Origin of the sequence: Amycolatopsis sp. cmx-8-4, from assembly GCF_046548675.1 — a bacterium.
Classification (GTDB): domain Bacteria; phylum Actinomycetota; class Actinomycetes; order Mycobacteriales; family Pseudonocardiaceae; genus Amycolatopsis.
In genome coordinates this window covers 1-22,739 of the sequence record NZ_JAEBDZ010000019.1, presented here as the reverse complement: position 1 = coordinate 22,739, position 22,739 = coordinate 1, and the positions used below count along the sequence as shown (strand labels likewise).

Genomic DNA, 22,739 nt, shown 5'->3' with positions numbered 1-22,739 from the left:
CCGATACTGCCACGCGCCGCCTTCTGAAGCCCACACGGAATCGAGTCAGAACGGCGTTTGTCACCCGGTCGGCAACGCGGGCTCACTCGCCGAAATTGCCCTCCACCAGCTCTTTTGCCTTGGCCAGCGCCTCGGACGCCTGCGGGCCGCTGGCCCGGACGCGGATCCGGTCACCTTGCCGGGCGCCGAGCGACATCAGGGCCAGCACGCTGTGCCCGTCGGCCTCCTGCTCGCCGAGGCCCACCTTCACCTCGGCGTCGAACGCGCTCAGCGTGCGCACCAGCACCGCGGCCGGCCGCGCGTGCAGCCCGACCTCGTTGTGCAGCTCCAGCTCGATCTCGTCGCCACCGCTCCCGCCGGTGACCGGCGAGGCGGGCATCAGGTCCTCGGGCATCCCGGCGGCCGCGGCGGCCTCCGCCACCGCCTTGCGGTCCCCGCCGGCCTGCGCGGCGACGGCCGCCGCGATCGCGCCTTCGACCAGCGGGCCGTCCGCGACGAGGGCGGCCGAGGGGTCGGCCAGCGACTCCACGGCCAGTTCCGCCGTCATCTGGGCGCTGCCGAGGTCGTAGAGCAGCACCACCCCGGCGCCGGAGTCGGCGCGCTGGGTGGCCGCGACGACCTCGTCGTAGTCCGTGCCGATCCCGCCGTCGGCGAGGCCGCCGGCCGGCAGGATCGTGACGTCCGGGGCCATCTGGGCGGCCAGTTCGGCGAGGCCTTCCGCGAGCTTCCCGCTGTGCGACACGAGCACGATGCCGACGCTCACCGGGCGGCTCCCGCGAACGCCCGCAGCAGCAGGGCCGACGAGCGCGCGCCCGGGTCCAGGTGGCCCACCGCCCGCTCGCCGAGGTAGGACGCCCGGCCCTTGCGCGGCACCAGGTCCACTGTGGACTCGGCGCCGCGGTCGGCGGCGTCGGCGGCCGCGGTCAGCACCGCGGCGACGTCCCCGCCGTCCTCGGCCGCCTTCTCCGCGGCCGAAAGGGCGGGGATCAGGGCGTCGACCATCGTCGCGTCGCCGGCCACGGCCTTCCCGCGGGCCTGGACGCCTTCGAGCCCGGCGCGCAGCGCGTCCAGCAGTGCCGGGACGTCGAGCTCGGCGGCCGTGCCCAGCTTGGCCGAAGCACGCAGGAAAGCCGTGCCGTACAACGGGCCGGCCGCCCCGCCGACCTTGGAGATCAGCGTCGTCGCGACGAGCTTCAGCACCCCGCCCGGGGTGTCCGGCTCGGCGGCGTCGAGGGCCGCGACGACGGCCGTGAAGCCGCGGTTCAGGTTCTCGCCGTGGTCGCCGTCGCCGATCGCGCGGTCGAGCTCGATCAGCTCGGCCCGGTGCTCGGCCACGACCACCGCGGCGGCACGCATGGCCGCCGCGACCCCTTCGGACTTGCAGGTCATCAGAGCCCCCACCGCAGGGCCGCGGTGTTGACCGGCGCGTCCCAGAGCTCGGTCAGCTCGTCGTCCAGTTTGAGCAACGTCAGACTCATCCCCTGCATCTCGAGGCTGGTGATGTACGGGCCGACCAGCCGGCGTTCGACCACGATCCCACGCTCGGCCAGCAGCCGCTCGGCGATGCCGTGGGCCAGGTAGAGCTCGACCAGCGGGGTGCCACCCATCGAGTTGGTGAACAGCAGCACGCGGTCCCCGGAGGCGAACGGCAGGTCGGACACGACGGCCTCGACCAGGCGCGCGACCAGCGCGTCGGCCGGTTCGAGCGGGATCCGTTCGCGGCCGGGCTCGCCGTGGATGCCGATGCCGAACTCGATCTCGTCGTCGGCGAGCTCGAAGCTGGGGGTGCCGGCGTGCGGCACGGTCGGCGCGGTCAGCGCGACGCCGATCGACCGCACCTGGCCGATCACCTTCTCCGCCAGCGCGGTCACCGCGTCGAGCGAGTCGCCGCGCTCGGCGGCGGCGCCGGTGATCTTCTCCAGCAGCACCGTGCCGCCGACCCCGCGGCGCCCGGCGGTGAACGTCGAGTCCTTGACCGCGACGTCGTCGTCGATCACGACGCTGCGCACCTCGAGCCCTTCGGCGGCGGCCAGCTCGGCGGCGGTCTCGAAGTTGAGCACGTCACCGGTGTAGTTCTTCACGATCAGCAGGGCCCCGGCGTCACCCGTGGTCGCGGTGACGGCGGCCTGCACGGCGTCCGGGGTGGGCGAGGTGAACACCGCGCCGGGGACGGCGGCGGCGAGCATGCCCTGGCCGACGAAGCCGCCGTGCAGCGGTTCGTGCCCGGACCCGCCGCCGGAGATGACGGCGACCTTGCCCGCCACCGGGGCGTCGGCCCGGACCACGACGTCCGGGTCCTCCTGGACGCGGAGGATGTCGGCGTGCGCGGCGGCGAGGCCCCGCAGCGACTCCACGACCACGTTCGCCGGATCGTTGATGATCTTCTTCACGGCAACCTCCGGCAACATCGGCGGGTGGATGCCCTCTTCCTACATCTCCGCGCGGCCGGACGCCAGGTCAGGGTTTGGGGAGCAAGGTGGCGACGTTCTTCGCGACGGTGACGGCTTTGCCGCACGGGTCGTCCGTGTCCGGCTGGGCGTTGTAGTTCTCGTAGCGCACCTGGGCCAGTTCGACGTCGTCGCCCTGCCACGGCCGGTGCTGCCACTCCACGTCGCACTTCGACGAGCCCGACGTGCCCTTCTTCTGGAAGCCGGTGATCCCGCCACCGAGGTCCACCTTGGAGTAGCCGTCGCCCACGATCGGGGGCAGGCCCGGCAGGAACTGGACCGTCACCGTCGCGGCGGCGGCAGAGGCCTTCCAGTCGCAGGCGTGCAGGCCCGACGCCGCCGGCTTCGCGGACGGCGCGGCCGAGGCGACCACAGAGGACTCCGCCATCGCGCACGGGTCGGCGGTCAGCAGGGTGCCCGGCGGCGTGGAGTACTTCTCCGGCGAGTTGTGCAGCTTCTGCACGACGGCGTCCATCAGCGTCTGCCCGGGACGGCAGGGGTCACCCGCGTAGGCGACCGTGAGGGTGACGGCGGTGTCCGGGTTCAGCGCCGTCATCGCCGCGACCGTGCAGTCCGCGTCGTCGGTCTTGTCGACGCGCAGCGGCAGCCCGCCGACCAGGCCGGTCGTCTTGTCCGCGTGGGGCAGCAGGGTGTTGCCGATCTCGAAGTCGAGCCGGATCTCCTTGCCGCCGGGGTCCTTCACCTTGTTGGTGCAGCGGTCGTAGGCGATCGACGACGGCGTCGGGTCCTCCTCGACCGTGCCGAGGCCGAGCGCGCCGAGGGCGTCCTTGGTCAGGAACTGGCACGGCTTGACCGTGCGCAGGGCGCCGGTGGCCACCGCGGCGTCGGTGATCGGGCCGTCGGTGGCCGGCCCCGAGCCGGCCCCGGCGGGCACCGTCGTCCGCGCGAAGTTGGACCTGCCGAGGTCCTGCCCGCACGCGGTCAGCGTCAGCGTGAGGGCGGTGACCAGCAGGAACAGCTTCGGGAGACGGCGGCGTCGAACATCAGGGAGCACGCGATGCACGGTAGCGGCACCAGCGCGCCGCTGTCCGGACAACCCGGCTATTCCCCCGCCGCCGGGGTGGTGCCGGTGGTCTCTTCGGCCTCGGTCGGCGCCGGCACGACCAGCGGCCGGACCTGCGACCAGGTGAAGAACAGCGCGGCGACCACCAGCATGCCGATCCCGGCCCACAGGTTGATGTTCACCCTGGCCGCCTTCTGCAGGTCGGCGTCGGACGTGAAGCCGATGCCCAGCACCGTGAGGATGACGCCGTAGACGCCGATCAGCAGGGCGATGATCAGCCGGATGTCGAAAGCGCCCGCCTTCTTCGGCCGCGCGCCGGACTCGGTAGCCATAACGGGGACCTCCTAGAAGATGACGTTGAGGGCGATGGTCAGGATGAGCACGATGCCCGCGAGCAGGCCCGGCTTGCGGTACCAGCCCGCGTTCTCGCCGGTGTTGTCGTGCTGCCGCGTGCTCTTCGGGGTCAGCGAGTAGACGAGCCCGACCAGTTCTTCGTCCGGCTTCGGCTTGGTCGCCAGCGAGACCACGACGCTCACCACGATGTCGACGACGAACGCCGTACCGGCGGCCACGAAGCTGGTGCCCTGGCCGCTCAGGCCGATCACCCCGGCCTGCGACAGGCCCCAGACGGTGATCGCGGACGCGGTGCCGAGCAGCAGGCCGCTCCAGCCGGCGTGCGGCGTCATCCGCTTCCAGAACATGCCCAGGATGAACGTCGCGAACAGCGGTGCGTTGAAGAACGAGAACAGGTCCTGCAGGTAGTCCAGGATGTTGCCGGAGTTCGAGGCGATGAACGCGGTGCCGATCGCGAGGACCGTGCCGACCGACGTCACGATGCGCCCGAGGCGCAGGTAGTAGCCGTCCGGCTTGTCCTTCTTGACGTACGTCTGCCAGATGTCGTACGTGAAGACCGTGTTGAACGAGCTGAGGTTCGCGGCCATGCCGGCCATGAACGAGGCCAGCAGGCCGGCGATCGCGATGCCGAGCATGCCGTTGGGCAGCAGGTCGCGCATCAGCAGCAGGAGCGCGTTGTTGAAGGTGACGCCGCTTTCCGCGGTGCCGCCGTCGAGCAGGACCTGCTTGTCCTTGACGTACTCGGACACGGTGACCGCGGCGATCATGCCGGGGATGATCACGATGAACGGGACCAGCATCTTCGGGAACGCGCCGATGATCGGCGTCCGCCGCGCGGCGGACATGCTCTTCGACGCCATCGCGCGCTGGACCTCGACGAAGTTCGTCGTCCAGTAGCCGAACGAGAGCACGAAGCCCAGACCGAACACGATGCCGAGGATCGAGAGGATGTTGTTGCCGAAGCCCGTCAGGTTGTCACCGGGCCACGAGTGCAGCTGCGCGGTGCCGCCCGGGCTGCCGGTGACCTTGTCGACCAGGCCCTGCCAGCCGCCGACCTTCACCAGGCCGATGATCGTCAGCGGGACCAGCGCGATCACGATCACGAAGAACTGCAGGACCTCGTTGTAGATCGCGGCGGAGAGCCCGCCGAGCGCGGTGTAGGAGAGCACGATCACGGCGGCGATGATGATCGACACCCAGATCGGCCAGCCCAGCAGCAGGTTCACGACACTGGCCAGCAGGAACAGGTTCGCGCCCGCGATCAGGATCTGAGCGGCGGCGAAGCTGATGCCGTTGAGCAGGTGAGCCGGCTTGCCGAAGCGGCGGCGCATGAACTCCGGGACGCTGCGGACCTTCGAGCCGTAGTAGAACGGCATCATCACGATGCCGAGGAACAGCATCGCCGGGATCGCGCCGATCCAGAAGTAGTGCACGGTCGGCAGGCCGTACTGGGCGCCGTTGGCCGACATGCCCATGACCTCGACCGCGCCGAGGTTCGCGGAGATGAACGCCAGGCCGGTGACCCAGGCGGGGAGCGAACGGCCCGACAGGAAGAAGTCGAGACTGCTCGACACCTGCCTTCGTGCCAGGTACCCGATGCCGAGCACCAGGACGAAATAGAACGCCAGCTCGATGTAGTCGATCGCGTTGGCGTCGAGTCGCAGGTTCGCATCCGCTAGGACGAGCACCCGACCCACCTCCCGGCTGTCATTTCAAACTGGACAACAACCGACAGGAATCACCACTGTCCTGTCGGATCCGGACAGTACTGCATGGATTCAGGGTCGGCACGCTGACGTGTCCACTGTGCACAGAGGACGCGTTTCCGGGTCAGCGACCAGCGGAAACGCGCCCTCTGCGCCGCGGGAGCGGCTCAGTTGCCGATCATCGATCGGTCGGAACGGCGATCTCGCCCTCCTCGTCGATCAGCCGGGCGAGCACGTCGTCGGGCAGGTAGGTGCGGTGCGGGTACTCCGGACCCCACGAGTTGAGCAGCGGCACCGCGCCGAGCTCGTCGGCCCGCGGGTTGCCGAGGACGGCGTGCACGTCGTCGACCGACTTGGCCCAGCGGAAGGCCGCGATGCCCTGCTTGGCGTCGGGGACGTACTTCTCCCGCGCCTCCCAGTCGTCGTTCTTGTACGAGTCGTCCCAGAGGACGTGCCCGGCGTCCTTGAGCACCTCGGCGCCGGCGCGGACGGAGGTGCCGTTGTCGTCACCGGGGTTGGTCTCGGGCCACTCGTCGCCCTTCTTGGCCGCGTCCCAGAGCCAGCGGGCGGTGTACTCGCCGCCGTTGAACAGCGACATGCACCGCGACCAGCCGAAGCCGACGCAGGCGCCTTCCGCGCCCTGGTCGTAGAAGGCGTAGTTGGCGTCGGTGTCCGGGGTGCCGCCCGGTTCGAGGCAGACGCAGTGCCCGCCGCGGATCCGGCCGAGCGCGTCGGCGCCCGCCTTCGCGATGAAGAATTCGCCGGACTTCTCGTCCTGCTCCGGCGTGTCGAAAGCGGAGTACCAGTTGACCCCGATGACGACGGGCGACCGCGTCGGCCGGTCGTCATCGGCGAGCGCCGACAACGGATACCGTTCGACGTGCTCCCAGTCGTCCGGAATGAACCGGCCCAGCCGCGGGTCGAGCGGATCGGAACCGAGCGGGCGATAACGCATGACTTCCTCCTCCGTGCAGGCGAAAACGCGCGCACATCGGCCGGAGGGCATGCGCACACCGAGCTCAAAGGCGGAAACAAACGTTGGCACGACGAAGAAAGACGGCCGAGCGCACCACCCTCCGGCCACGCCGGACGTACCGGCGGAACCCCTCGAATCGAGTATCCCACGAGCCGGACTCAATGGATCCGCACCTCACCCGAACAGCGCATTAAGATAAGTCGGATGAAATGATCGGCCCACCGCAACGCGTGCTATCCGGTCAACAATTCCCCGGCCGGAGTAATGGCAGCCGAATCAGATACACGAATACGGCATCGATTCGGCATCACCGTAACAGCGGCGACGAGTGAAGCGACTCAGGTGCGTCTTCCCGCCACCGGAGCGCCCGGAGGAATCCTGTGTCACCACCACTGGCCGTCGTCGTCATCCTCTTCGTGATCTTCCTGTGCGCCGTGGCCGTGAAACACCTCTTCGCGAACCCGGCCGACGACACCGATGATGTCGTCGGGATCCACCAGGGCCTGCGCCTGACGGCGTCCGCCCTCGTCGAAACCGCCGGATCCACTGTTCTGCGGCACCCCCTTCACGGCCTGTCCGCCCGCGTGGAAACCCGGTACGGGCGCAACGACCGGGTGACCGTCCCGCGTGTGCTGTTCCTCGGTGTGCTCGCGCTGGCCGCGAGGAAGAAGGAGTACGACGGCGAAGTCCTGCTGATCATCGAAGGACCGGAAACCGCGATCATCCGCGCGGTCTCCTTGCGGAAGAACCCGCGGGCCATGCGCGAGGCACGCGAGTTCGCCGATCTGCTGAACGAACAAGCCGGCACCGGCCCTCGGCCCGCAAAGGCCAAGAACGACCGGCACTCGAACGGCTCCACGCGGCTCGACGTGGCGCTGGTCGACGCCGGCGGCCGGCAGGTGGAGGTCGTCCGGGCGGTGCGGCAGCTGGTTCGGGGACTCGGCGTCGTGGACGCCAAGGAGCTGGTCACCGGTACACCGTCGATCCTGCTTCAGCAGGTGCCGGCGGAACAAGCCGAAGCGGCGCGGCGGGCACTCGAGAGCGCCGGAGCGACCGTCGAACTGTGGTGAAGGTGGCTCAGGAAGTCACCCGGCGGAAGCGCGGCACCGGGCCGCCCGGAGTCCCGACCGTCTCGGTGAACATCGCTTCCGGGCGCACCCACAGGCCCCGCTCGCCGTAGAGCGCGCGGTACACGACCAGTTGTTCCTCGGTCTCGCTGTGCGACGCGACGCCGAGCACCTCGTACTCGTTGCCCTTGTAGTGGACGTAGCGGCCGGGCTGCACCACTCAGAACAGCCGGAACTCGTCGGACTCGATGCCGCGCAGCTCGTCGTAGTCCAGGGTCAGGCAGCGGATCCCGCGGTCCTCCGCCAGCGTGCGCGCCTGCGGCTTGATGACCTGGGCCGCGAACACGCCCTGCACCGGGGCCAGCAGCGGGTCGCGGTTCAGCAGCTCCAGGTAGCGCGTCAGCTGCTCGACGCCGTCGATCTCACCGCGGCGCTTGATCTCCACCGCCACCGACTTGCCGTCGGCGTCGCGGGCCATGATGTCGACCGGGCCGATCGGCGTGGGGAACTCGCGGCGGACCAGGGTGTAGCCGTCGCCGAGGGTCTTGATGTGCTCGGCCAGCAGTGCCTGCAGGTGCGCTTCGACGCCGTCCTTCTGCAGGCCCGGTTCCGCGCCCAGAGCCTGGGAGTAGTCGTGGAAGATCTCCTCGATCGAGATCACCAGCTTCTCGCCCTGCTTGTTCTCCACGATCCAGATCTTGCCGTCCTCGATCAGCCAGCAGGGCGGGCTCATCCAGTTCAACGGCTTGTACGCGCGGTCATCGGAGTGGACCGACACCGAGCCGTCGGACTTCACGAGCAGCAGCCGGGTAGCCATCGGCAGGTGGGCGGTCAGCCGGCCGGCGTAGTCGACCTGGCACCGCGCGATCACGAGACGCACCCGAGGAGGGTAGGACAGGTCCGGGATACTGGTCTGGTGGACCCCATTCAGCGTGTCGCGTCCCGCGAGGTGTACCGGAACAACTGGATGACCGTCCGGGAGGACGAAATCCGCCGTCTCGACGGCTCGGCCGGCATCTACGGCGTGATCGACAAACCGGCGTACGCGCTCGTCATCGCCCAGGACGGCGACCGGTTCCGGCTGGTCGAGCAGTTCCGCTACCCGCTCGGCGAGCGCCGCTGGGAGTTCCCGCAGGGCACCGCACCCGACCTGGCCGACGTGCCGCCCGGCGAGCTCGCGGCCCGTGAGCTGCGCGAGGAGACCGGGCTGCGCGCCGGCTCGATGGTGACGCTCGGCCGGCTCGACGTCGCGGCCGGGATGAGCAGCCAGCGCGGCTGGGTGTTCCTCGCCACCGAGCTCACCGAGGGCGAGCCGGAGCGCGAGATCGAAGAGCAGGACATGCGCAGCGCCTGGTTCACCCGCGCCGACGTCGAGAAGATGATCCTCACCGGGGAGATGACCGACGCGCAGTCGCTGGCCGCGTGGGCCCAGCTCATGCTCGCCGAGCGGTACCCGATCAGGTGACTCTCGCCGAAAGGCGTGCTCAGTCGGGCCAGGAGGGCTTGCGCTTCTCCAGGAACGCGGCCATGCCTTCGCGGGCGCCGGGCAGCTGCGACGCCGAGGCCATGACCTCCAGCGCGATCGCGTACGCGTCGGCCTCGGGCCGGTCCAGCTGGGCGTACAGCGTCACCTTGCCCATCGCCTTGCTCGCCCGGCTGCCCCGCGTCGCCCGCGCGAGCAGCTCCGCGACGGCGTCGTCCAGCTGCTCGTCCGGCACGACGCGGTTGACCAGGCCCCAGTCGAGCGCGGTCGGCGCGTCGACGACGTCGCCGGTCAGCGCCAGCTCCATCAGGCGCTTGCGGCCGATCGAGCGCGCCACCGGGACCGCCGGGGTGTGGCAGAACCAGCCGCCCTTGCCGCCCGGGAGCGCGAAGCCCGCCGATTCGGCGGCGATGGCGAGGTCGCACGAGGCCACCAGCTGGCAGCCCGCGGCGGTGGCCAGGCCGTGCACCCGCGCGATGACGACCTGCGGCACCGACTGCATCGTGCGCATCAGGTCCGTGCACAACGTCAGCAGCTCGCGCGCGCCCATCAGGTCGCGCGCGGCGACGTCGCCGAAGTCGTGGCCGGCGGAGAACACCGGGCCGGCGCCGGCCAGCACGATACCCGTCGCGTCGGACGTCCCGGCCTCGCGGAACGCGGCCAGCAGCTCGGCGAGGTGGTCCGCGGACAGCGAGTTGCGCCGTGCCGCGCGGTTCATGGTGATCGTGACGGTGTCGCCGTCGCGCTTGACCAGGATGTGCTCGTACTCGGTCATGCCCCGACGGTAACCCTTCGGAACGTGCGCCGGTAACTGTCCGGGCCGACGCCGACCTCGGCCCGCATCCGGCGCCGCAGGTTCGCCGCGGTGCCCAGGCCGGAGCGCTGCGCGACCCGTTCGACCGGCAGCTCGGTCGTTTCCAGCAATCGCCGCGCGTACCGGACGCGCTGGACGCGCAGCCAGCGTCCCGGCGTCACGCCGGTGGCCGCGGCGAACTCCCGGTGGAACGTCCGCTCGCTCATCCGCGCGTGCCCGACCAGGTCCTCGACGCCGATGTCGTCGCCGATCCGGGCCAGCGCCCAGTCCATTGTGGACGCCATACCCGGCTGGGCGGTCGCCGGCGGCAGCGGGTTGTCGACGTACTGGCGCTGCCCGCCTTCGCGCGCCGGCGGCATCACCAGCCGGCGCGCGAGCGCGGCGGCGACGTCCGCGCCGTGGTCCCGGCGGACCAGGTACAGGCAGAGGTCGAGGCCACCGACGACGCCCGCCGAGGTCAGGACGCCGCTGTCGTCGGTGTAGAGCACGTCGCGCTGCAGGTCGGCGCGCGGCGCGGCGACGGTCAGGGCGTCGAAGTCGCGCCAGTGCGTGGTCGCCGCGCGGCCGTCGAGCAGGCCGGCGGCGGCCAGCGTGAACGCACCCGAGCACAGCGCCGCCACCGTCGTCCCCGCGCGGTGCGCCCGCCGCAGGGCCGCGCCGGCGGCAGAAGGCACCGGAGCGAGCGGGTCGTCGCGGCCCGGCGCCAGGACGAGGTCGCAGCCGTCGAGCCCGGCCAGGCCGTGCGTGGCCGCGACGTCGCCGAACGGCGAGACGGCCGTGCGGACCCGGCCCGGGCTGCACAGCCGCAGGGTGAACGGGCCGATCCCGCTGTCGGTGCGGTCCTGGCCCCAGACCTCGCCGATCACCGCCAGGTCGAACATCCGGGTGCCGGGCAGGAGCAGGACGCCGATCGTGCGCATGGCAGAAAAGTACCGCATCGCGCGTCTTCTGCCACTCCCCTGGACGTCACGGAACGGCGAAACTCGACGTCATGACCGAAACGGCACTCATCCTGATCGACGTCCAGCGCGGGTTCGACGAGCCCGTCTGGGGACCGCGCAACAACCCCGGCGCCGAAGCGAACATCAAGGCCCTGCTCGACGCGTGGCAGGAGCGGCGGCTGCCGGTGGTGCTGGTGCACCACGACTCGACGGGGCCGAAGTCGTCGCTGCGGCCCGGCCAGCCGGGCAACGACTTCAAGCCCGAGCTCGACGGCGCGCGCCCCGACCTGGTGTTCGGCAAGCGGGTCAACTCGGCGTTCATCGGCGACGTCGACCTCGACGCGTGGCTGCGCAAGCGCGGCATCACGAGCTTCGTGCTCGCCGGCATCCAGACGAACTTCTGCTGCGAGACCACCGCGCGGATGGGCGGGAACCTCGGCTATGACGTGACTTTCGCGCTCGACGCGACGTTCACGTTCGACCTGCCGGGCGTGGACGGCGACGTCGTCACCGCCGACGAGCTGTACCGCGTCACGGCGGCGAACCTGCACAACCAGTTCGCCACCGTCAAGTCCACGAAGGACATCCTGGCGGGCCTCAGCTGAGGCCGTGGCGCTCCCGGATGAGCGAGACGATGCCGTCCATGATGCCGGTCAGCTCGTAGTCCTTGGGCGTGAACACCCGCGCGATGCCGCGTTCGGTGAGCAACGCGGCATCGTCGGGCGGGATGATCCCGCCGACGATCACCGGCACGTCACCCGCGCCCGCGGCCCGCAGGCCGTCGACGACGTGCGGCACGACCTCGAGGTGCGAGCCGGACAGCACCGACAGCCCGACGACGTGCACGCCTTCCTGCACGGCGGCCGCGGTGATCTGCTCGGGCGTCAGCCGGATGCCCTGGTAGACGACCTCGAAGCCGACGTCGCGGGCGCGGACGGCGACCTGCTCGGCGCCGTTGGAGTGCCCGTCGAGCCCCGGCTTGCCGACCAGGATCCGCAGCCGCTCGCCCAGTTCCGCCTCGGTGGCGCGGACGCGGGCGCGCACCCGCTCGATCCCCGGGTCGCCGCCACCCGCGGCGGTCGCGGAAACCCCGGTGGGCGCCCGGTATTCGCCGAACACCTCGCGCAGCGCGCCGGACCACTCGCCGGTGGTCACGCCGGCCCGCGCACAGTCCACAGTGGCCTCGAAGAGGTTTTCGGACGTCCGCGCAGTTTCCTTCAAGGTGGCCAGCGACCGCTCGACGGCGTCGCTGTCCCGCCGGCCGCGCCACTCCTCGAGCGCCGCGACGGCTTCCTTCTCGACGGCCGGGTCGATCGTCTCGATCGCTTTCGCGCCCTCGGCCTGCAGCGGCGACGGCTCGGTCGTCGCGAACTTGTTGACCCCGACCAGCACCCGCTCGCCGTTCTCCATCCCGCGGCGGTACTCGGCCAGCGACCCGACCAGCTGCGACTTCATGTAGCCGCTCTCGACCGCGGCGACCGCGCCACCGACGTCCTGGACGCGGGCGATCTCCTCGCGCGCGCCGGCCATGATCTCGTCGACCTTGGCCTGGATGACGTGCGAGCCGTCGAAGATGTCTTCGTACTCCAGCAAGTCCGTCTCGAAGGCGAGCACCTGCTGCATCCGCAGCGCCCACTGCTGGTCCCACGGCCGGGGCAGGCCGAGCGCCTCGTTCCACGCCGGCAGCTGGATCGCGCGGGCCCGCGCGCCGCGGGAGAGCGACACCGCGAGCATCTCCAGCACGATCCGCTGGACGTTGTTCTCGGGCTGGGCTTCGGTGAGCCCGAGCGAGTTGACCTGGACGCCGTAACGCAGCCGGCGGGCCTTCGGATCCGTTACGCCGTAACGATCCCGCGTGATCTCGTCCCAGAGCGCGGTGAACGCGCGCATCTTGGACATCTCCTCGACGAACCGGACACCGGCGTTGACGAAGAACGAGATCCGCGCGACGACCTTGCCCATGTCGGCCGGGTCGACCTGCCCGGAGTCGCGGACGGCGTCGAGCACGGCGATCGCGGTGCACAGCGCGTACGCGACCTCCTGCGTCGGCGTCGCGCCGGCCTCCTGCAGGTGGTAGCTGCAGATGTTGATCGGGTTCCACTTCGGCACGTGGTGCACGGTCCACGCGATCATGTCCGTGATCAGCCGCAGGCTCGGGCCCGGCGGGAAGATGTAGGTCCCGCGGGACAGGTACTCCTTGATGATGTCGTTCTGCGTGGTGCCGGTGAGCTTCGCGAGCACCTCGTCGACGTCCCGGCCCTCGGCTTCGGCCTGCTCGCGCGCGACGGAGACGTACAGCGCGAGCAGCCACATGGCCGGCGCGTTGATGGTCATCGACGTGTTGGCCTCGGCGAGCGGGATGCCATCGAAGAGCCGCCGCATGTCGCCGATGTGCGACACGGGCACGCCGACCTTGCCGACCTCACCGCGGCTGAGCTGGTGGTCCGGGTCGTAGCCCGTCTGGGTCGGGAGGTCGAAGGCGACGGAGAGCCCGGTCTGCCCCTTCGCGAGGTTGCGCCGGTAGAGCTCGTTCGACGCGGCCGCGGAGGAGTGCCCCGCGTACGTGCGCATCACCCACGGGCGATCCCGCTCGTGGTCGGATGGGTACGGCACTGTGCACCTCCGGCGCTGGTCGACCCATGAAGTGTACCGGCCGGTAACTTAAGCGGCGGAGTGGAATCGGACACGTCCGGGTGACGACCCGCGCTCAGCCGGCGGCCCACGGCCGGGCCTGGACCTGCGCGATCAGGTCACGGACGTACTCGGCGTCGGGCAGGCCGACCAGCCGCACGGACCGAGCCAGGAACGCCGCCGGGTTCGCGGCCCCGGTCAACGACCCCAGCAGGCCGTCGGTGCTCCCGAAGGTGACGGCGCCGACGCCGTCGCGCCCGGCCCGCACCGCCGGCGGCGGCAGCGCGCCCAGGTACGCCGAGGCGCGAATCCGGCCCGAGACACGATCGGCCACCACGACCCGCCGGTCGGTCACGGCGTACACCGCGCGGCGCAGAGCCGTTGCCGGATGACGATCGGGCCCCAGGCGACCGCGAGCCCGAACGCGGCGAAGATCGGCGAGACGAGCAAGAGCCGCCCGTGCGCGGACAGCGGGGTCCCCAGTGCCAGCGACCCCCAGACCAGACCGAAGACCAGGCGGTACCAGTCTTGGCCGTCGAACACGACGCGCTGCGGCCGGCCCGACCACAGCAGGCGTTCTCCCGGCATCAGCACGTTCATCGGCAGGTCCACCGTGGCCTCCACTCCCCAGTAAGCAGTGGGAACACGCACGTGTGGACCGGGTGGTTGCCTGGTTCGGGTCAGAAGAGCGAGTCGCCCGGTTCGCCGGCCGCCTGCTTGCGCCGGGCCTCGCCGATCGCCTCGACGAACAGGGCGCGTACTCGCTCCGGTTCGGCGATGCCCGTCAGCACGATCGGGAGGGGCACGGCCTTGATCCGGTGGGCGCCGTACCGCGCCGCGGCCACGAGACGCGGGTCGACCGGGCCGAAGGTGATCGTCCCCGCGCCGCCGCGCTCCGGCACGACGACCGGCACGTCCAGCTCCGTGAGGGGCTGGGTCCGCGTGCGCCGCCACACGGCACCGGCGTCGACGACCAGCCGGCGGTCGGTGAGCACGTAGGTCAGGCGCCTGAGCTGCACGGCCCGCGAGCCGAGCTGGAAGAGCAGCAGGCCACCGCACCCGATCATCGCCAGGAGCGCGTGCGGTCTTTCGGCGGCGGCCTTGTCCGCCGCGAAGTACCCACGACCGCGAGCACCACGGCCCCGATCAGCACGGCGTTGTGGTCGTGGCGGTTCAAGAGCGGCCGGTGGACCGGCTTTCCCGTCCACAGCACCTGTTCACCGGTGTAGGCCTCCATACCTGAGGCACGCTCCGGCGGGTGTCCGGGTTGCCCTTCAGGCGGCCGAACTGTCCGGTTCCGGCGGGGCCTGGCGGCTCTTCGCCTCGTCGATGGCCTTGGTCAGCAGGTCGCGGACGCGCTTGGGTTCGCCGACGCCCATCAGCGTCACCGAACCGGGCTCGGGGAAGGCGAAGGTGCCCGTGCTCGATCGGCCGGGCTTGAGGACCGGCGCCGACAGGCCGGCCAGTTCGCTGGACCGTTCCTTCTGCCGGAACAGGCCCGAGCGCGCGATGATCCGGCTGTCCGTCACGGCGTAGGTCGTCCGGCCGAGCGCGAGGTAGCGGACGGCGGACCGGCCGACCGCGCCGTACAAGCCGGCCACCAGCACGACGACGCCACCGCCCATGGCGAGACCGGTGGGTTCTTTGGTGAGCAGGAACCAGAGTGCGACCGCGGCTACCACGAGCCCGGCGGGGGCGATCACCCCGTCCGCGGCGACGTAGAACGGGCGCTGGACCGGCTCGCCCGCCCAGAGCACGCGCTCACCGGGTAGAAGATCGATTTCCCCTGCTGACATGGCCGAACACTACTCTGCCGAGGTGTCCGGCGCCGAATGCCGCGCGCGCCGTGCGGGCCCGCGCACCCTCTGTGCGCGCCCGGTTCCGAAGGGCTGTCGCTGTGACGGAAATCCGCGAGACCGGAGCGAGATCCGTCGATTAGCGTGCATAGCCGTGACGTGGAGTGTGTACGGGAGTTACCTGCTCATCGTGGTCCTGATCGTGCTCGCGCCGGGGCCGGACACGATGGTGATGCTGAAGAACGCGCTGTCCGGCGGCTTCCGGGGCGGGCTGCTCGCGTCGCTCGGGATCCTCACCGGGAACGTCGTGCAGGGCAGCGCCGCCGCGCTCGGGCTCGGCGTGCTCATCGCGAAGTCGCAGCCGGTGTTCCTCGCCCTCAAGTGGGTCGGCGCGGCCTACCTCGTCTTCCTCGGCTTCCAGGCGTTGCGCGGCGCCTTCCGCGGGCACTACGACGTCGTCGAGCAGACGCAGCAACGCCGTCGCGGCGGGGGTTTCCGGCGGTTCCGCGAGGGAATCCTCTCCAACGTCACCAACCCGAAGGTGCTGGTGCTGTACCTGTCGGTCCTGCCGCAGTTCCTCGACCCCGGGCACACGACGACGTGGGACGCGCTCGCGCTGGCCTACACCACCGCCGTGATCGGCGGGCTGTGGCTGCTGGTACTGCTGGTGTTCGTGCACCGCGTGCGCGCGTGGCTGGGCCGTCGCCGGGTCCGCCGGACGCTGGACGGCGTCACCGGCACCGCGCTGGTCGGGTTCGGCGCCGCCCTCGCCCTGGAGTCCTGATGACGTGGAGCACCTACGCCGGGTTCGCGGCGATGATGGCGTTGCTGGCGATGATGCCGGGCCCGGACACCATGGTGGTGCTGAAGAACGCGCTCACCGGCGGCGCGCGGGGCGGCGGCTGGGCGTGCGGCGGCATCAGCGTCGCGAACTTCCTGCAGGGCACGGCGGCCGCGCTCGGGCTGGGCGCGGTGATCACCCGCTACCAGCCGGTGTTCGTGACGGTGAAGTGGCTCGGCGCGGCCTACCTGGTGTACCTGGGCGTCCAGGCCCTGCGCGGCGCCTGGCGCGGGGACTACGAAGCGCTCGACGACGTCCGCCGGGCCCGCGCGTCCCACGCCCGGCGGTTCCGCGAAGGGTTCCTCTCCAACATCACCAACCCCAAGGTGATCGTGCTGTACCTGTCGGTGCTGCCGCAGTTCCTGACCCCGGGCGTGACGGACCAGGGCGACGCGCTGCTGCTGGCGTACACCGTCGCCGCCCTCGGCGTGGTGTGGCAGGTGCTGCTTCTCCTGTTCGTGCACCGGGTCCGCAGCTGGTTGCGGCAGCGGAAGGTGCGCCGCGCCATGGACGGCGTCACCGGAACGGCGTTGCTCGGCTTCGGCGCGGCGCTGGCCCTCGAAGGCTGACGTCGCCCGCTCCCGGAGCGACGCTTTCCGAGACCCGTCCGGCCACCGCGCGAGCCGGGTCCACGTCTTGTCCACAGGCCTCGCCCGATGTGGACAACTCGGCGCGAAAACCGCTTCACGGCCGGTCCGGTCGGTCCACGCCGATAGACTGGACTTGGGCACGCCCCCCTGGAGGAGGGTGGGGGCGGGGCCCGGGCGGCCACTGCTCCACGGGGCGTCGTGACAGCCTCGGCAGCGCCCGGCGGGACCGCATCCCGGGATCCGGCGACAACGGCCGCCGTGCGTCCTAGCCTCGACGGCATGACCTGGGGAACCTACGGCACCTACCTGCTCTTCGTCTTTCTCATGCTCGTCGTGCCCGGGCCGGATACCGCGCTGGTGCTCAAGAACTCGCTCGCCGGCGGGCGGCGGGGCGGGGTGCTGACCGCTCTCGGCATCGGGTCCGGGAACCTCGCGCAAGGCCTGGCCGCCGCGCTCGGGTTGAGTGCCGTGATCGTCCGGTCCGAACCCGTTTTCGAAGCTCTGCGCTGGGCCGGTGCCGGCTACCTCGGTTATCTCGGCGTCAAGGCGCTCGTCGCCGCGTGGCGTGGGGACTACCGGGCGCTCGCCGCCGGCACGCCCCGCGGTGAGCGGCGGTGGCGTGAGGGCTTTCTCTGCAACCTCACCAATCCGAAGGTCCTCGTCTTCTACCTCTCGATGCTGCCGCAGTTCCTCACACCGGACTCGACCGTCGCCGAATCGCTGGTGCTCGCCGGGACCGTCGGGGTGCTCGCGACGCTGTGGCAGCTCGTCATCGTCGCCGGGGTGCACCGGATTCGCGCGTGGCTGCTGCGGCGCCGGGTCCGCCGCACCCTCGACGGTGTCACCGGCGCCGCGCTGCTTGGTTTCGGGGCCGCGCTCGCCGTCGAAAGCTAGAGCGTGCGGTCCAGCCAGTCGTAGACGCGGCCGGTCGCGAGCCGCTGGGCGCCGACGTGGCAGTGGGCGTCCGCGCCTTCCTCCGCCGTGAACGTCAGCAACGTCTTCGGCGCCGTCACGTGCTCGTACAGCCGGCGCGGCTCGGTTTCCGTCTCACCGGCGAAGAACAGGTCGTCCGCCGCTTCGCAGATCAGCGTCGGGCACGCGATCTTCTCGGCGATGCCGCCGTCGAGGGTGTACTCGAGGTACTTCGCGACGAACTCGCGGTCCGTCGCCGCGCCCAGGACGTACCGGCCGTGGTCGCACGCCCAGCGCAGCGTCGAGCTGGCCTGCCGTCCGGCCGCGAGCAGCGCGTCGAACTCCTCGTCGTGCTCGGCGTTCGCGCGGCGGACGATCTCGTCGCGGTCCCACGGCAGCATCGACGTCACCGCGGAGCCCGCGTCGTAGACGCCGTCGACCGCGATCACCGCCGCCAGCCGCGGCTCGAACGCCGCCGCGCGCGGCGCGAGCTCGCCGCCCAAACTGACGCCCAGCAACGCGATCCGCGCCGGGTCGACGCCGTCGAGGCCGAGCACGAAGTCCACCACCGGCGTGACGACGTGCTCCCAGTCCGGACGGAACACGAGCTTGTCGCGGTGCATCGCGCCCGGCTGGCCGGGGCCGTCGAAGGTCAGGACGTGGTAGCCGCGCTCGGCGCCGGACGCCGCGCCGAAGAAGTGGAGTTCCTCGGCGCTGCCGTCGAAACCACTGTGCATCACCAGGACCGGCTTCGGCCCGGCGCCGGGCGCGCGGTAGAAGTAGCCCTGCAACACCGTGCCGTCGTACGGGATTTCGACCGGCTCGGCGACGCCCGCGCGCCGGAAGCACTCGACGCTGCGCTCGTACGCCGCCGCGATCCGCGGGTCCGCCGGGTCGCCGTGCAGGAAGAAGTCCGCCGAGAAGTAGTACGTCGACGCGCGCAGCAGCAGGTCCCGCGCGGTGACCGGGCTCGCGTCGGCCGCTTCGGCGTACAACCGGTCGGCCAGGGCGCGGTAGGCGTCGTGCCAGCTGTCGTAGTCCCCCGGCGTCACGGTCGACGCCGCCGCGAGCACCTCGCCGAAGTCCGAACCGCCGTAGGCCGCGTGGCCGAACAGGCGCAGGGTCTCGAACCAGAACTGCGGGTCCTCGGTGAACATGAGCTGCTTCATCGGATTTCCTCCTCCACGAACGTGCGGAACGAACGAGCGGGCCGGCCGGTGACCTCTTCGACGGCCGGGGTGACGCGGTCTTCGGTGCCGCGGCGGATGTCCTCGTCGAGCGCGGCGAGAACGGCGGCGAACTCGGCGGGAATCCCGGACGCGGTAACCAAAGCGGCGAACTCGGCGGTGCTCACCGCGCGGTGCCGCACCGGACGTCCGGTGTGCGCGGCGACGATCTCGGCGGCTTCGGCGTAGCTCACCGCCGAAGGGCCGGTGAGCACGTGTTCGGTGTTGTGCGGTTCGGCGTCGGTCAGCGCGCGGACGGCGACCGCCGCGATGTCGCCGGCGTCGACGAACGCCACCCGGCCGTCCCCGGTGGCGGTGACGATCTCGCCGTCCCGCACGCCTTGGGCGACCAGGTGCTCGCCGGTGAAGTTCTGCATGAACCACGACGGCTTCAACACGGCGTACTCCGGCGCGGCGCGCACCAGGCGCTGCAGCTCGCCGAGGCCGGGCGAGTCCGCGGTGACGGCCGACGAGCTGAGCAGCACGACCCGCCGGACGCCGGCGTCGAGCGCGTCCGCCAGGAACGGTTCGACGAGCCGCGCGGGCTCGGCCTCGCCGATCGGGGCGAGCAGGTACACGGCGGAAACGTCGTGCAGCGCGGCGGCGTGGGTGGTGCGGTCGGTCCAGTCGAAGCGCACCTGGCCGGGTTCGCTCACCTTGCGCGTGGCGGCCCGCGCCGTGACGCCGAGGGCGCGCAGGCCCGCGACGACCCGGCCGCCGGTGGTGCCGGTGCCGCCGAGGACCAGGACGTCAGCCACGGTCGCTCCCGGCGAACGCCGCGGTCAGCTCGTCGACGCCGCCCATCAGCTCGGCCGCGGCGAGCGGGCTCCAGTAGTCGCGGTAGCGCCGGATCTCGCCGTCTTCGACCGTCAGCACGGCGATGTAGGACAGCTCGTACGGCTTCTGCGACGCGACGACAACACCGGCCGCGGTCATCTCCACGACCACCACGCCCGGGTCGGCGGTCTCGTGCACGGTCTTCGCGGTGATCGCGCGGACGTCGAGCAGGTCCGGGTAGCCCCGCAGGTAGTCGGCGATGGCGTCCCGGCCCTCGACGCGGGCCGGGTAGCCCGCCGCGGCGAACGGGAACTCGAGGACGCCGTCCTCGGCCCACAGCCCGGCGAACCCGGCCATGTCGTGCTTCACCAGCAGGTCGAGCGCGTGCTCGACGAGTTCGCTCGGTCGCACGGATGCCTCCTTCAGCGTTTGGACGATACGGTACCGTCCCGACGTCACTGTAGACGGGACGGTACCGTTCCGTCCACCCGATACACTGCGCGTCATGGCACGCACCCCGACCGGCGCCGCGGTCCTCCAGCCCGAAGTCACGCAGGCCATCACGGACGCGGTGCTGCACGAGCTCGCCGAGCAGGGCTACGGGCGGCTGTCGATGGAAGCGGTGGCGAAACGGGCCGGCGTCGGCAAGAGCGCGCTGTACCGGCGGTGGACGTCGAAGCACGAGATGATCACCGCGGTCGTCGCGGAGTTCAGCGTGTCGCGCGCGGTGCTCGAAGACACCGGCTCACTGCGCGGCGACCTGCGCGTGACGCTGCAGGCGATGATCGACTGGCTCACGCACCCGGTGTTCTCGCGGATCCTGCCGGACCTCGTCGCCGAGGGCGCGCGAAACCCCGAGATGGCCGAAAGCGCGCGCACCAGCATCGGCGGCCCGCGCCGCGACCGCGCGGAGGTGATGCTGCGCCGCGCGATGGACCGCGGCGAGCTGCCGGCGGATCTCGACGTCGAGATGGCGATGGACGTCCTGGGCGCGCCGATCTACTGGCGCATGGTGGTCCGCCGGGCCCCGGTGGAGCCGGACTACCTGGACCGGCTGGTGGAGTACGTCCTGCGCGCGCTGGGCGCGCAGGACGTCTGACGGGCTACGTGCGGGCGGGTTCGCCGCTGACGCGCTCGATGCGCGCCCCGAGGCGGTTCAGGTTCTCGACGAAGTGCGGGTAGCCGCGGTCGATGTGGAAGACGTCCCAGACCTCGGTGACGCCGTCCGCGCACAGCCCGGCCAGCACCAGCCCGGCGCCCGCGCGGATGTCCGACGCCCAGACCGGCGCGCTGGAGAGCCGTTCGACGCCGCGGACCACCGCGTGGTGGCCGTCCGTGCGGGTGTCGCCGGAGAGCCGGATCATCTCCTCGATGAACCGGAACCGGGCCTCGTAGACGTTCTCCGTGATCATCGACGTGCCCTCGGACACCGCCGACAGCGCGACCGCGAACGGCTGCAGGTCGGTCGCGAAGCCGGGGTAGGGCAGCGTCACCCAGTCGACCGCCTGCGGCCGCTCGGCCTGCACGATGCGGAAGCCCTTGTCGCCGAACGTGGTGACCTCGGCGCCGGCCAGCTGGAGCTTGTCCAGCACCAGGTCGAGGTGGTGCGGGTTGACCCCGCGCACGGTCAGGTCGCCGCGGGTCATCGACGCCGCGAACGCCCAGGTGGCGCCCACGATCCGGTCGCCGATCACGCTGTGCTCGGTGGGGTGCAGCTGCTCCACGCCGTGCACGGTCAGCGTCGACGTCCCGGCGCCTTCGACCTTCGCGCCCATCTCCACGAGCATCGTGCAGATGTCGACGATCTCGGGCTCGCGCGCGCAGTTGTCGATCACCGTGGTGCCCTCGGCGAGGACAGCGGCCATCAGGATGTTCTCGGTCGCGCCGACACTCGGGAAGTCCAGCCAGATCTGCGCGCCGACCAGCGTCTCGGCCTTCGCGACGACGCAGCCGTGCTCGATGGTGCTCGTCGCGCCCAGCTTGCGCAGGCCGTTCTGGTGCATGTCCAGCGGCCGCGAGCCGATCGCGTCACCGCCCGGCAGCGCCACGACGGCCCGCTTCAGCCGGCCGACCAGCGGTCCCAGCACGCAGACGGACGCGCGCAGCTTGCCCATCGCCGCCGAGTCGGCGCGGTAGGACAGCTCGGCCGGCGTGGTGATCGTGGCCGTGTCGCCCTCGATGACGACCTCGCAGCCGACGCTCCGCAGCACGTCGCCCATCAGCGGGACGTCGAGGATCTGCGGGCAGTTCGTGATGGTCGTGGTGCCCTCCGCGAGGAGGGCCGCGGCCATCAGCTTCAGCACGCTGTTCTTGGCCCCGACCACGTCGACCTCGCCGACCAGCCGGGCTCCGCCATGCACGTCGAAGTGCTCGCTCATGGCCGCCAATCATGCCCTCTCGCCCGGATTCGACCCGGGCGGGGGCCGCTATGGTGGCTTCATGGTCGTTCGCATCAACCGCGTGTACACCAAGGTCGGCGACAACGGCACGACGGCGCTCGGCGACGGGTCGCGCGTGCCCAAGACATCGCCCCGGCTGGGCGCCTACGCCGACACCGACGAGGCGAACTCCGTCATCGGGCTGGCCGTCGCGATGGGCGCGCTGCCGGCCGAGATCACGGATGTCCTGCTCGTGCTGCAGAACGACCTCTTCGACGTCGGCGCCGACCTGTGCCTGCCGATCCAGGACGACCCGCCCTACCCGCCGCTGCGCATCACCGAGAAGTACCTCGAACGGCTCGAAGGCTGGTGCGACGACTTCAACGACCGCCTGCCCAAGCTGACGTCGTTCATCCTGCCCGGCGGCACCCCGGGCGCGGCGTTCCTGCACCAGGCGCGCACGGTGTCGCGGCGGGCGGAGCGCTCGGCGTGGGAGCTGTACGAAGCCGAGCCGGAGACGACGAACCCGATCGCGGTGAAGTACCTGAACCGGCTGTCGGACCTGCTGTTCATCCTCGCCCGGCTGGCCAACCCCGAGGGTGACGTGCTGTGGCAGCCGGGCGGGCAGCCCTCCTAGATGATTGATTCTGTGAAGTTGGTGTTAGTGATCGTAGGCGATCAGTGACCTTTTGCTGGTCAGACCGGTCTGCCAGTTGTGCCAGATGCCGGCTGCCATCGCCAGCAGACGCTGCGCGACACGGATGAACACCCCCGAC

General features: G+C 71.1%; 29 protein-coding genes and 1 pseudogene. 8 read left to right on the top strand and 22 right to left on the bottom strand.

What is annotated here, in order from left to right:
• Nucleotides 1-82 precede the first annotated feature (82 nt).
• The 7 genes from dhaM to ACLJQZ_RS32800 all read right to left on the bottom strand — a co-directional run bounded on the left by dhaM (nt 83) and on the right by ACLJQZ_RS32800 (nt 6,486).
• Complete coding sequence (dhaM, locus tag ACLJQZ_RS32830) at nt 83-763, bottom strand: dihydroxyacetone kinase phosphoryl donor subunit DhaM (protein ID WP_410623715.1); 681 nt, start codon at nt 761-763, stop codon at nt 83-85.
• Complete coding sequence (gene dhaL / locus ACLJQZ_RS32825; RefSeq protein ID WP_410623714.1) at nt 760-1,389, bottom strand: dihydroxyacetone kinase subunit DhaL; 630 nt, start codon at nt 1,387-1,389, stop codon at nt 760-762. The genes dhaM and dhaL overlap by 4 nt, the downstream gene beginning before the upstream one ends.
• Nucleotides 1,389-2,390 (bottom strand): dihydroxyacetone kinase subunit DhaK, encoded by a 1,002-nt coding sequence (gene dhaK, locus ACLJQZ_RS32820; protein WP_410623713.1) that lies wholly within the window; start codon nt 2,388-2,390, stop codon nt 1,389-1,391. Before dhaK ends, dhaL begins: the two co-directional genes overlap by 1 nt.
• Before the next feature lie 67 nt (nt 2,391-2,457).
• Complete coding sequence (locus ACLJQZ_RS32815; RefSeq protein WP_410623712.1) at nt 2,458-3,462, bottom strand: DUF3558 domain-containing protein; 1,005 nt, start codon at nt 3,460-3,462, stop codon at nt 2,458-2,460.
• A 47-nt stretch (nt 3,463-3,509) separates the two neighbouring features.
• A complete protein-coding gene (locus ACLJQZ_RS32810; protein ID WP_410623711.1) occupies nt 3,510-3,803 on the bottom strand; it encodes a hypothetical protein in 294 nt (97 codons plus the stop codon).
• Between the two features lie 12 nt (nt 3,804-3,815).
• The gene (locus ACLJQZ_RS32805) at nt 3,816-5,513 is read right to left on the bottom strand and encodes a sodium:solute symporter family protein (protein WP_410623710.1); all 1,698 of its coding nucleotides are present in this window, start codon (nt 5,511-5,513) and stop codon (nt 3,816-3,818) included.
• A 196-nt stretch (nt 5,514-5,709) separates the two neighbouring features.
• Nucleotides 5,710-6,486 (bottom strand): hypothetical protein, encoded by a 777-nt coding sequence (locus ACLJQZ_RS32800; protein WP_326944113.1) that lies wholly within the window; start codon nt 6,484-6,486, stop codon nt 5,710-5,712.
• 401 nt (nt 6,487-6,887) lie between these two features.
• Here ACLJQZ_RS32800 and ACLJQZ_RS32795 point away from each other — a divergent pair, with 401 nt between their 5' ends.
• On the top strand, nt 6,888-7,577 hold the full coding sequence (locus tag ACLJQZ_RS32795; RefSeq protein ID WP_410623709.1) for a ribosomal protein L7/L12: 690 nt from the start codon (nt 6,888-6,890) through the stop codon (nt 7,575-7,577).
• 7 nt (nt 7,578-7,584) lie between these two features.
• On the opposite strand, the gene ACLJQZ_RS32790 is transcribed toward ACLJQZ_RS32795, so the two are convergent.
• Both ACLJQZ_RS32790 and nucS read right to left on the bottom strand, forming a co-directional pair.
• A complete protein-coding gene (locus ACLJQZ_RS32790; protein ID WP_410623708.1) occupies nt 7,585-7,794 on the bottom strand; it encodes a DUF1653 domain-containing protein in 210 nt (69 codons plus the stop codon).
• Nucleotides 7,795-8,454 (bottom strand): endonuclease NucS, encoded by a 660-nt coding sequence (gene nucS / locus ACLJQZ_RS32785; protein ID WP_410623707.1) that lies wholly within the window; start codon nt 8,452-8,454, stop codon nt 7,795-7,797. It lies immediately after the preceding gene.
• Between the two features lie 36 nt (nt 8,455-8,490).
• Between nucS and ACLJQZ_RS32780 the strand changes: the two genes are divergently transcribed.
• Complete coding sequence (locus ACLJQZ_RS32780) at nt 8,491-9,039, top strand: NUDIX domain-containing protein (protein WP_247057080.1); 549 nt, start codon at nt 8,491-8,493, stop codon at nt 9,037-9,039.
• Between the two features lie 19 nt (nt 9,040-9,058).
• Here ACLJQZ_RS32780 and ACLJQZ_RS32775 read toward each other — a convergent pair whose 3' ends face one another.
• Complete coding sequence (locus ACLJQZ_RS32775) at nt 9,059-9,832, bottom strand: enoyl-CoA hydratase-related protein (protein ID WP_410623706.1); 774 nt, start codon at nt 9,830-9,832, stop codon at nt 9,059-9,061.
• Nucleotides 9,829-10,791: a GlxA family transcriptional regulator gene (locus ACLJQZ_RS32770; RefSeq protein ID WP_410623705.1), complete on the bottom strand. Its 963-nt coding sequence runs from the start codon at nt 10,789-10,791 to the stop codon at nt 9,829-9,831. The genes ACLJQZ_RS32775 and ACLJQZ_RS32770 overlap by 4 nt, the downstream gene beginning before the upstream one ends.
• A 71-nt stretch (nt 10,792-10,862) precedes the next feature.
• Here ACLJQZ_RS32770 and ACLJQZ_RS32765 point away from each other — a divergent pair, with 71 nt between their 5' ends.
• Nucleotides 10,863-11,417, top strand: a complete 555-nt coding sequence (locus ACLJQZ_RS32765; protein ID WP_326944118.1) for a cysteine hydrolase family protein — start codon at nt 10,863-10,865, stop codon at nt 11,415-11,417.
• Here the strand turns inward: ACLJQZ_RS32765 and ACLJQZ_RS32760 are convergent.
• The 6 genes from ACLJQZ_RS32760 to ACLJQZ_RS32735 form a co-directional block, all read right to left on the bottom strand.
• Entirely contained in the window at nt 11,410-13,425 is a 2,016-nt protein-coding gene (locus ACLJQZ_RS32760) for a protein meaA (RefSeq protein WP_410623704.1), read from the bottom strand. The two genes, ACLJQZ_RS32765 and ACLJQZ_RS32760, sit on opposite strands and share 8 nt — an antisense overlap.
• Nucleotides 13,426-13,519: 94 nt before the next feature.
• On the bottom strand, nt 13,520-13,798 hold the full coding sequence (locus ACLJQZ_RS32755; protein ID WP_410623703.1) for a hypothetical protein: 279 nt from the start codon (nt 13,796-13,798) through the stop codon (nt 13,520-13,522).
• Nucleotides 13,795-14,055, bottom strand: a complete 261-nt coding sequence (locus ACLJQZ_RS32750) for a hypothetical protein (protein WP_410623702.1) — start codon at nt 14,053-14,055, stop codon at nt 13,795-13,797. The genes ACLJQZ_RS32755 and ACLJQZ_RS32750 overlap by 4 nt, the downstream gene beginning before the upstream one ends.
• A 68-nt stretch (nt 14,056-14,123) precedes the next feature.
• On the bottom strand, nt 14,124-14,510 hold the full coding sequence (locus ACLJQZ_RS32745; protein WP_410623701.1) for a hypothetical protein: 387 nt from the start codon (nt 14,508-14,510) through the stop codon (nt 14,124-14,126).
• Nucleotides 14,507-14,680 carry a hypothetical protein gene (locus tag ACLJQZ_RS32740; protein ID WP_410623700.1) on the bottom strand — a complete coding sequence of 58 codons (174 nt, stop codon included), beginning with the start codon at nt 14,678-14,680 and terminating at the stop codon, nt 14,507-14,509. The genes ACLJQZ_RS32745 and ACLJQZ_RS32740 overlap by 4 nt, the downstream gene beginning before the upstream one ends.
• Nucleotides 14,681-14,717: 37 nt before the next feature.
• Complete coding sequence (locus ACLJQZ_RS32735) at nt 14,718-15,239, bottom strand: PH domain-containing protein (protein WP_410623699.1); 522 nt, start codon at nt 15,237-15,239, stop codon at nt 14,718-14,720.
• A gap of 154 nt (nt 15,240-15,393) precedes the next feature.
• On the opposite strand from ACLJQZ_RS32735, the gene ACLJQZ_RS32730 reads away from it, so the two are divergent.
• The 3 genes from ACLJQZ_RS32730 to ACLJQZ_RS32720 all read left to right on the top strand — a co-directional run bounded on the left by ACLJQZ_RS32730 (nt 15,394) and on the right by ACLJQZ_RS32720 (nt 17,564).
• Nucleotides 15,394-16,023: a LysE family translocator gene (locus ACLJQZ_RS32730; RefSeq protein ID WP_410623698.1), complete on the top strand. Its 630-nt coding sequence runs from the start codon at nt 15,394-15,396 to the stop codon at nt 16,021-16,023.
• The gene (locus tag ACLJQZ_RS32725; RefSeq protein ID WP_410623697.1) at nt 16,023-16,649 is read left to right on the top strand and encodes a LysE family translocator; all 627 of its coding nucleotides are present in this window, start codon (nt 16,023-16,025) and stop codon (nt 16,647-16,649) included. The genes ACLJQZ_RS32730 and ACLJQZ_RS32725 overlap by 1 nt, the downstream gene beginning before the upstream one ends.
• Before the next feature lie 300 nt (nt 16,650-16,949).
• Nucleotides 16,950-17,564: a LysE family translocator gene (locus tag ACLJQZ_RS32720; protein WP_410623696.1), complete on the top strand. Its 615-nt coding sequence runs from the start codon at nt 16,950-16,952 to the stop codon at nt 17,562-17,564.
• Here ACLJQZ_RS32720 and ACLJQZ_RS32715 read toward each other — a convergent pair.
• Genes ACLJQZ_RS32715 through ACLJQZ_RS32705 form a run of 3 tightly spaced genes read right to left on the bottom strand, consistent with a single transcriptional unit; the run spans nt 17,561 to nt 19,996 of the window.
• A complete protein-coding gene (locus tag ACLJQZ_RS32715; RefSeq protein ID WP_410623695.1) occupies nt 17,561-18,751 on the bottom strand; it encodes an alpha/beta hydrolase family protein in 1,191 nt (396 codons plus the stop codon). The two genes, ACLJQZ_RS32720 and ACLJQZ_RS32715, sit on opposite strands and share 4 nt — an antisense overlap.
• Complete coding sequence (locus tag ACLJQZ_RS32710; RefSeq protein WP_410623694.1) at nt 18,748-19,566, bottom strand: ergot alkaloid biosynthesis protein; 819 nt, start codon at nt 19,564-19,566, stop codon at nt 18,748-18,750. Before ACLJQZ_RS32710 ends, ACLJQZ_RS32715 begins: the two co-directional genes overlap by 4 nt.
• Nucleotides 19,559-19,996 carry a nuclear transport factor 2 family protein gene (locus tag ACLJQZ_RS32705; protein ID WP_326958200.1) on the bottom strand — a complete coding sequence of 146 codons (438 nt, stop codon included), beginning with the start codon at nt 19,994-19,996 and terminating at the stop codon, nt 19,559-19,561. Before ACLJQZ_RS32705 ends, ACLJQZ_RS32710 begins: the two co-directional genes overlap by 8 nt.
• Nucleotides 19,997-20,090: 94 nt before the next feature.
• Between ACLJQZ_RS32705 and ACLJQZ_RS32700 the strand changes: the two genes are divergently transcribed.
• The gene (locus tag ACLJQZ_RS32700) at nt 20,091-20,684 is read left to right on the top strand and encodes a TetR/AcrR family transcriptional regulator (protein ID WP_247057094.1); all 594 of its coding nucleotides are present in this window, start codon (nt 20,091-20,093) and stop codon (nt 20,682-20,684) included.
• Between the two features lie 4 nt (nt 20,685-20,688).
• On the opposite strand, the gene murA is transcribed toward ACLJQZ_RS32700, so the two are convergent.
• Complete coding sequence (gene murA, locus ACLJQZ_RS32695) at nt 20,689-21,963, bottom strand: UDP-N-acetylglucosamine 1-carboxyvinyltransferase (protein ID WP_410623693.1); 1,275 nt, start codon at nt 21,961-21,963, stop codon at nt 20,689-20,691.
• Nucleotides 21,964-22,024: 61 nt separating this feature from the next.
• Here murA and ACLJQZ_RS32690 point away from each other — a divergent pair, with 61 nt between their 5' ends.
• Nucleotides 22,025-22,600 (top strand): cob(I)yrinic acid a,c-diamide adenosyltransferase, encoded by a 576-nt coding sequence (locus tag ACLJQZ_RS32690; protein WP_410623692.1) that lies wholly within the window; start codon nt 22,025-22,027, stop codon nt 22,598-22,600.
• A gap of 24 nt (nt 22,601-22,624) precedes the next feature.
• Here ACLJQZ_RS32690 and ACLJQZ_RS32685 read toward each other — a convergent pair.
• Nucleotides 22,625-22,739, bottom strand: a pseudogene (locus tag ACLJQZ_RS32685) (IS982 family transposase); the annotation flags it as partial.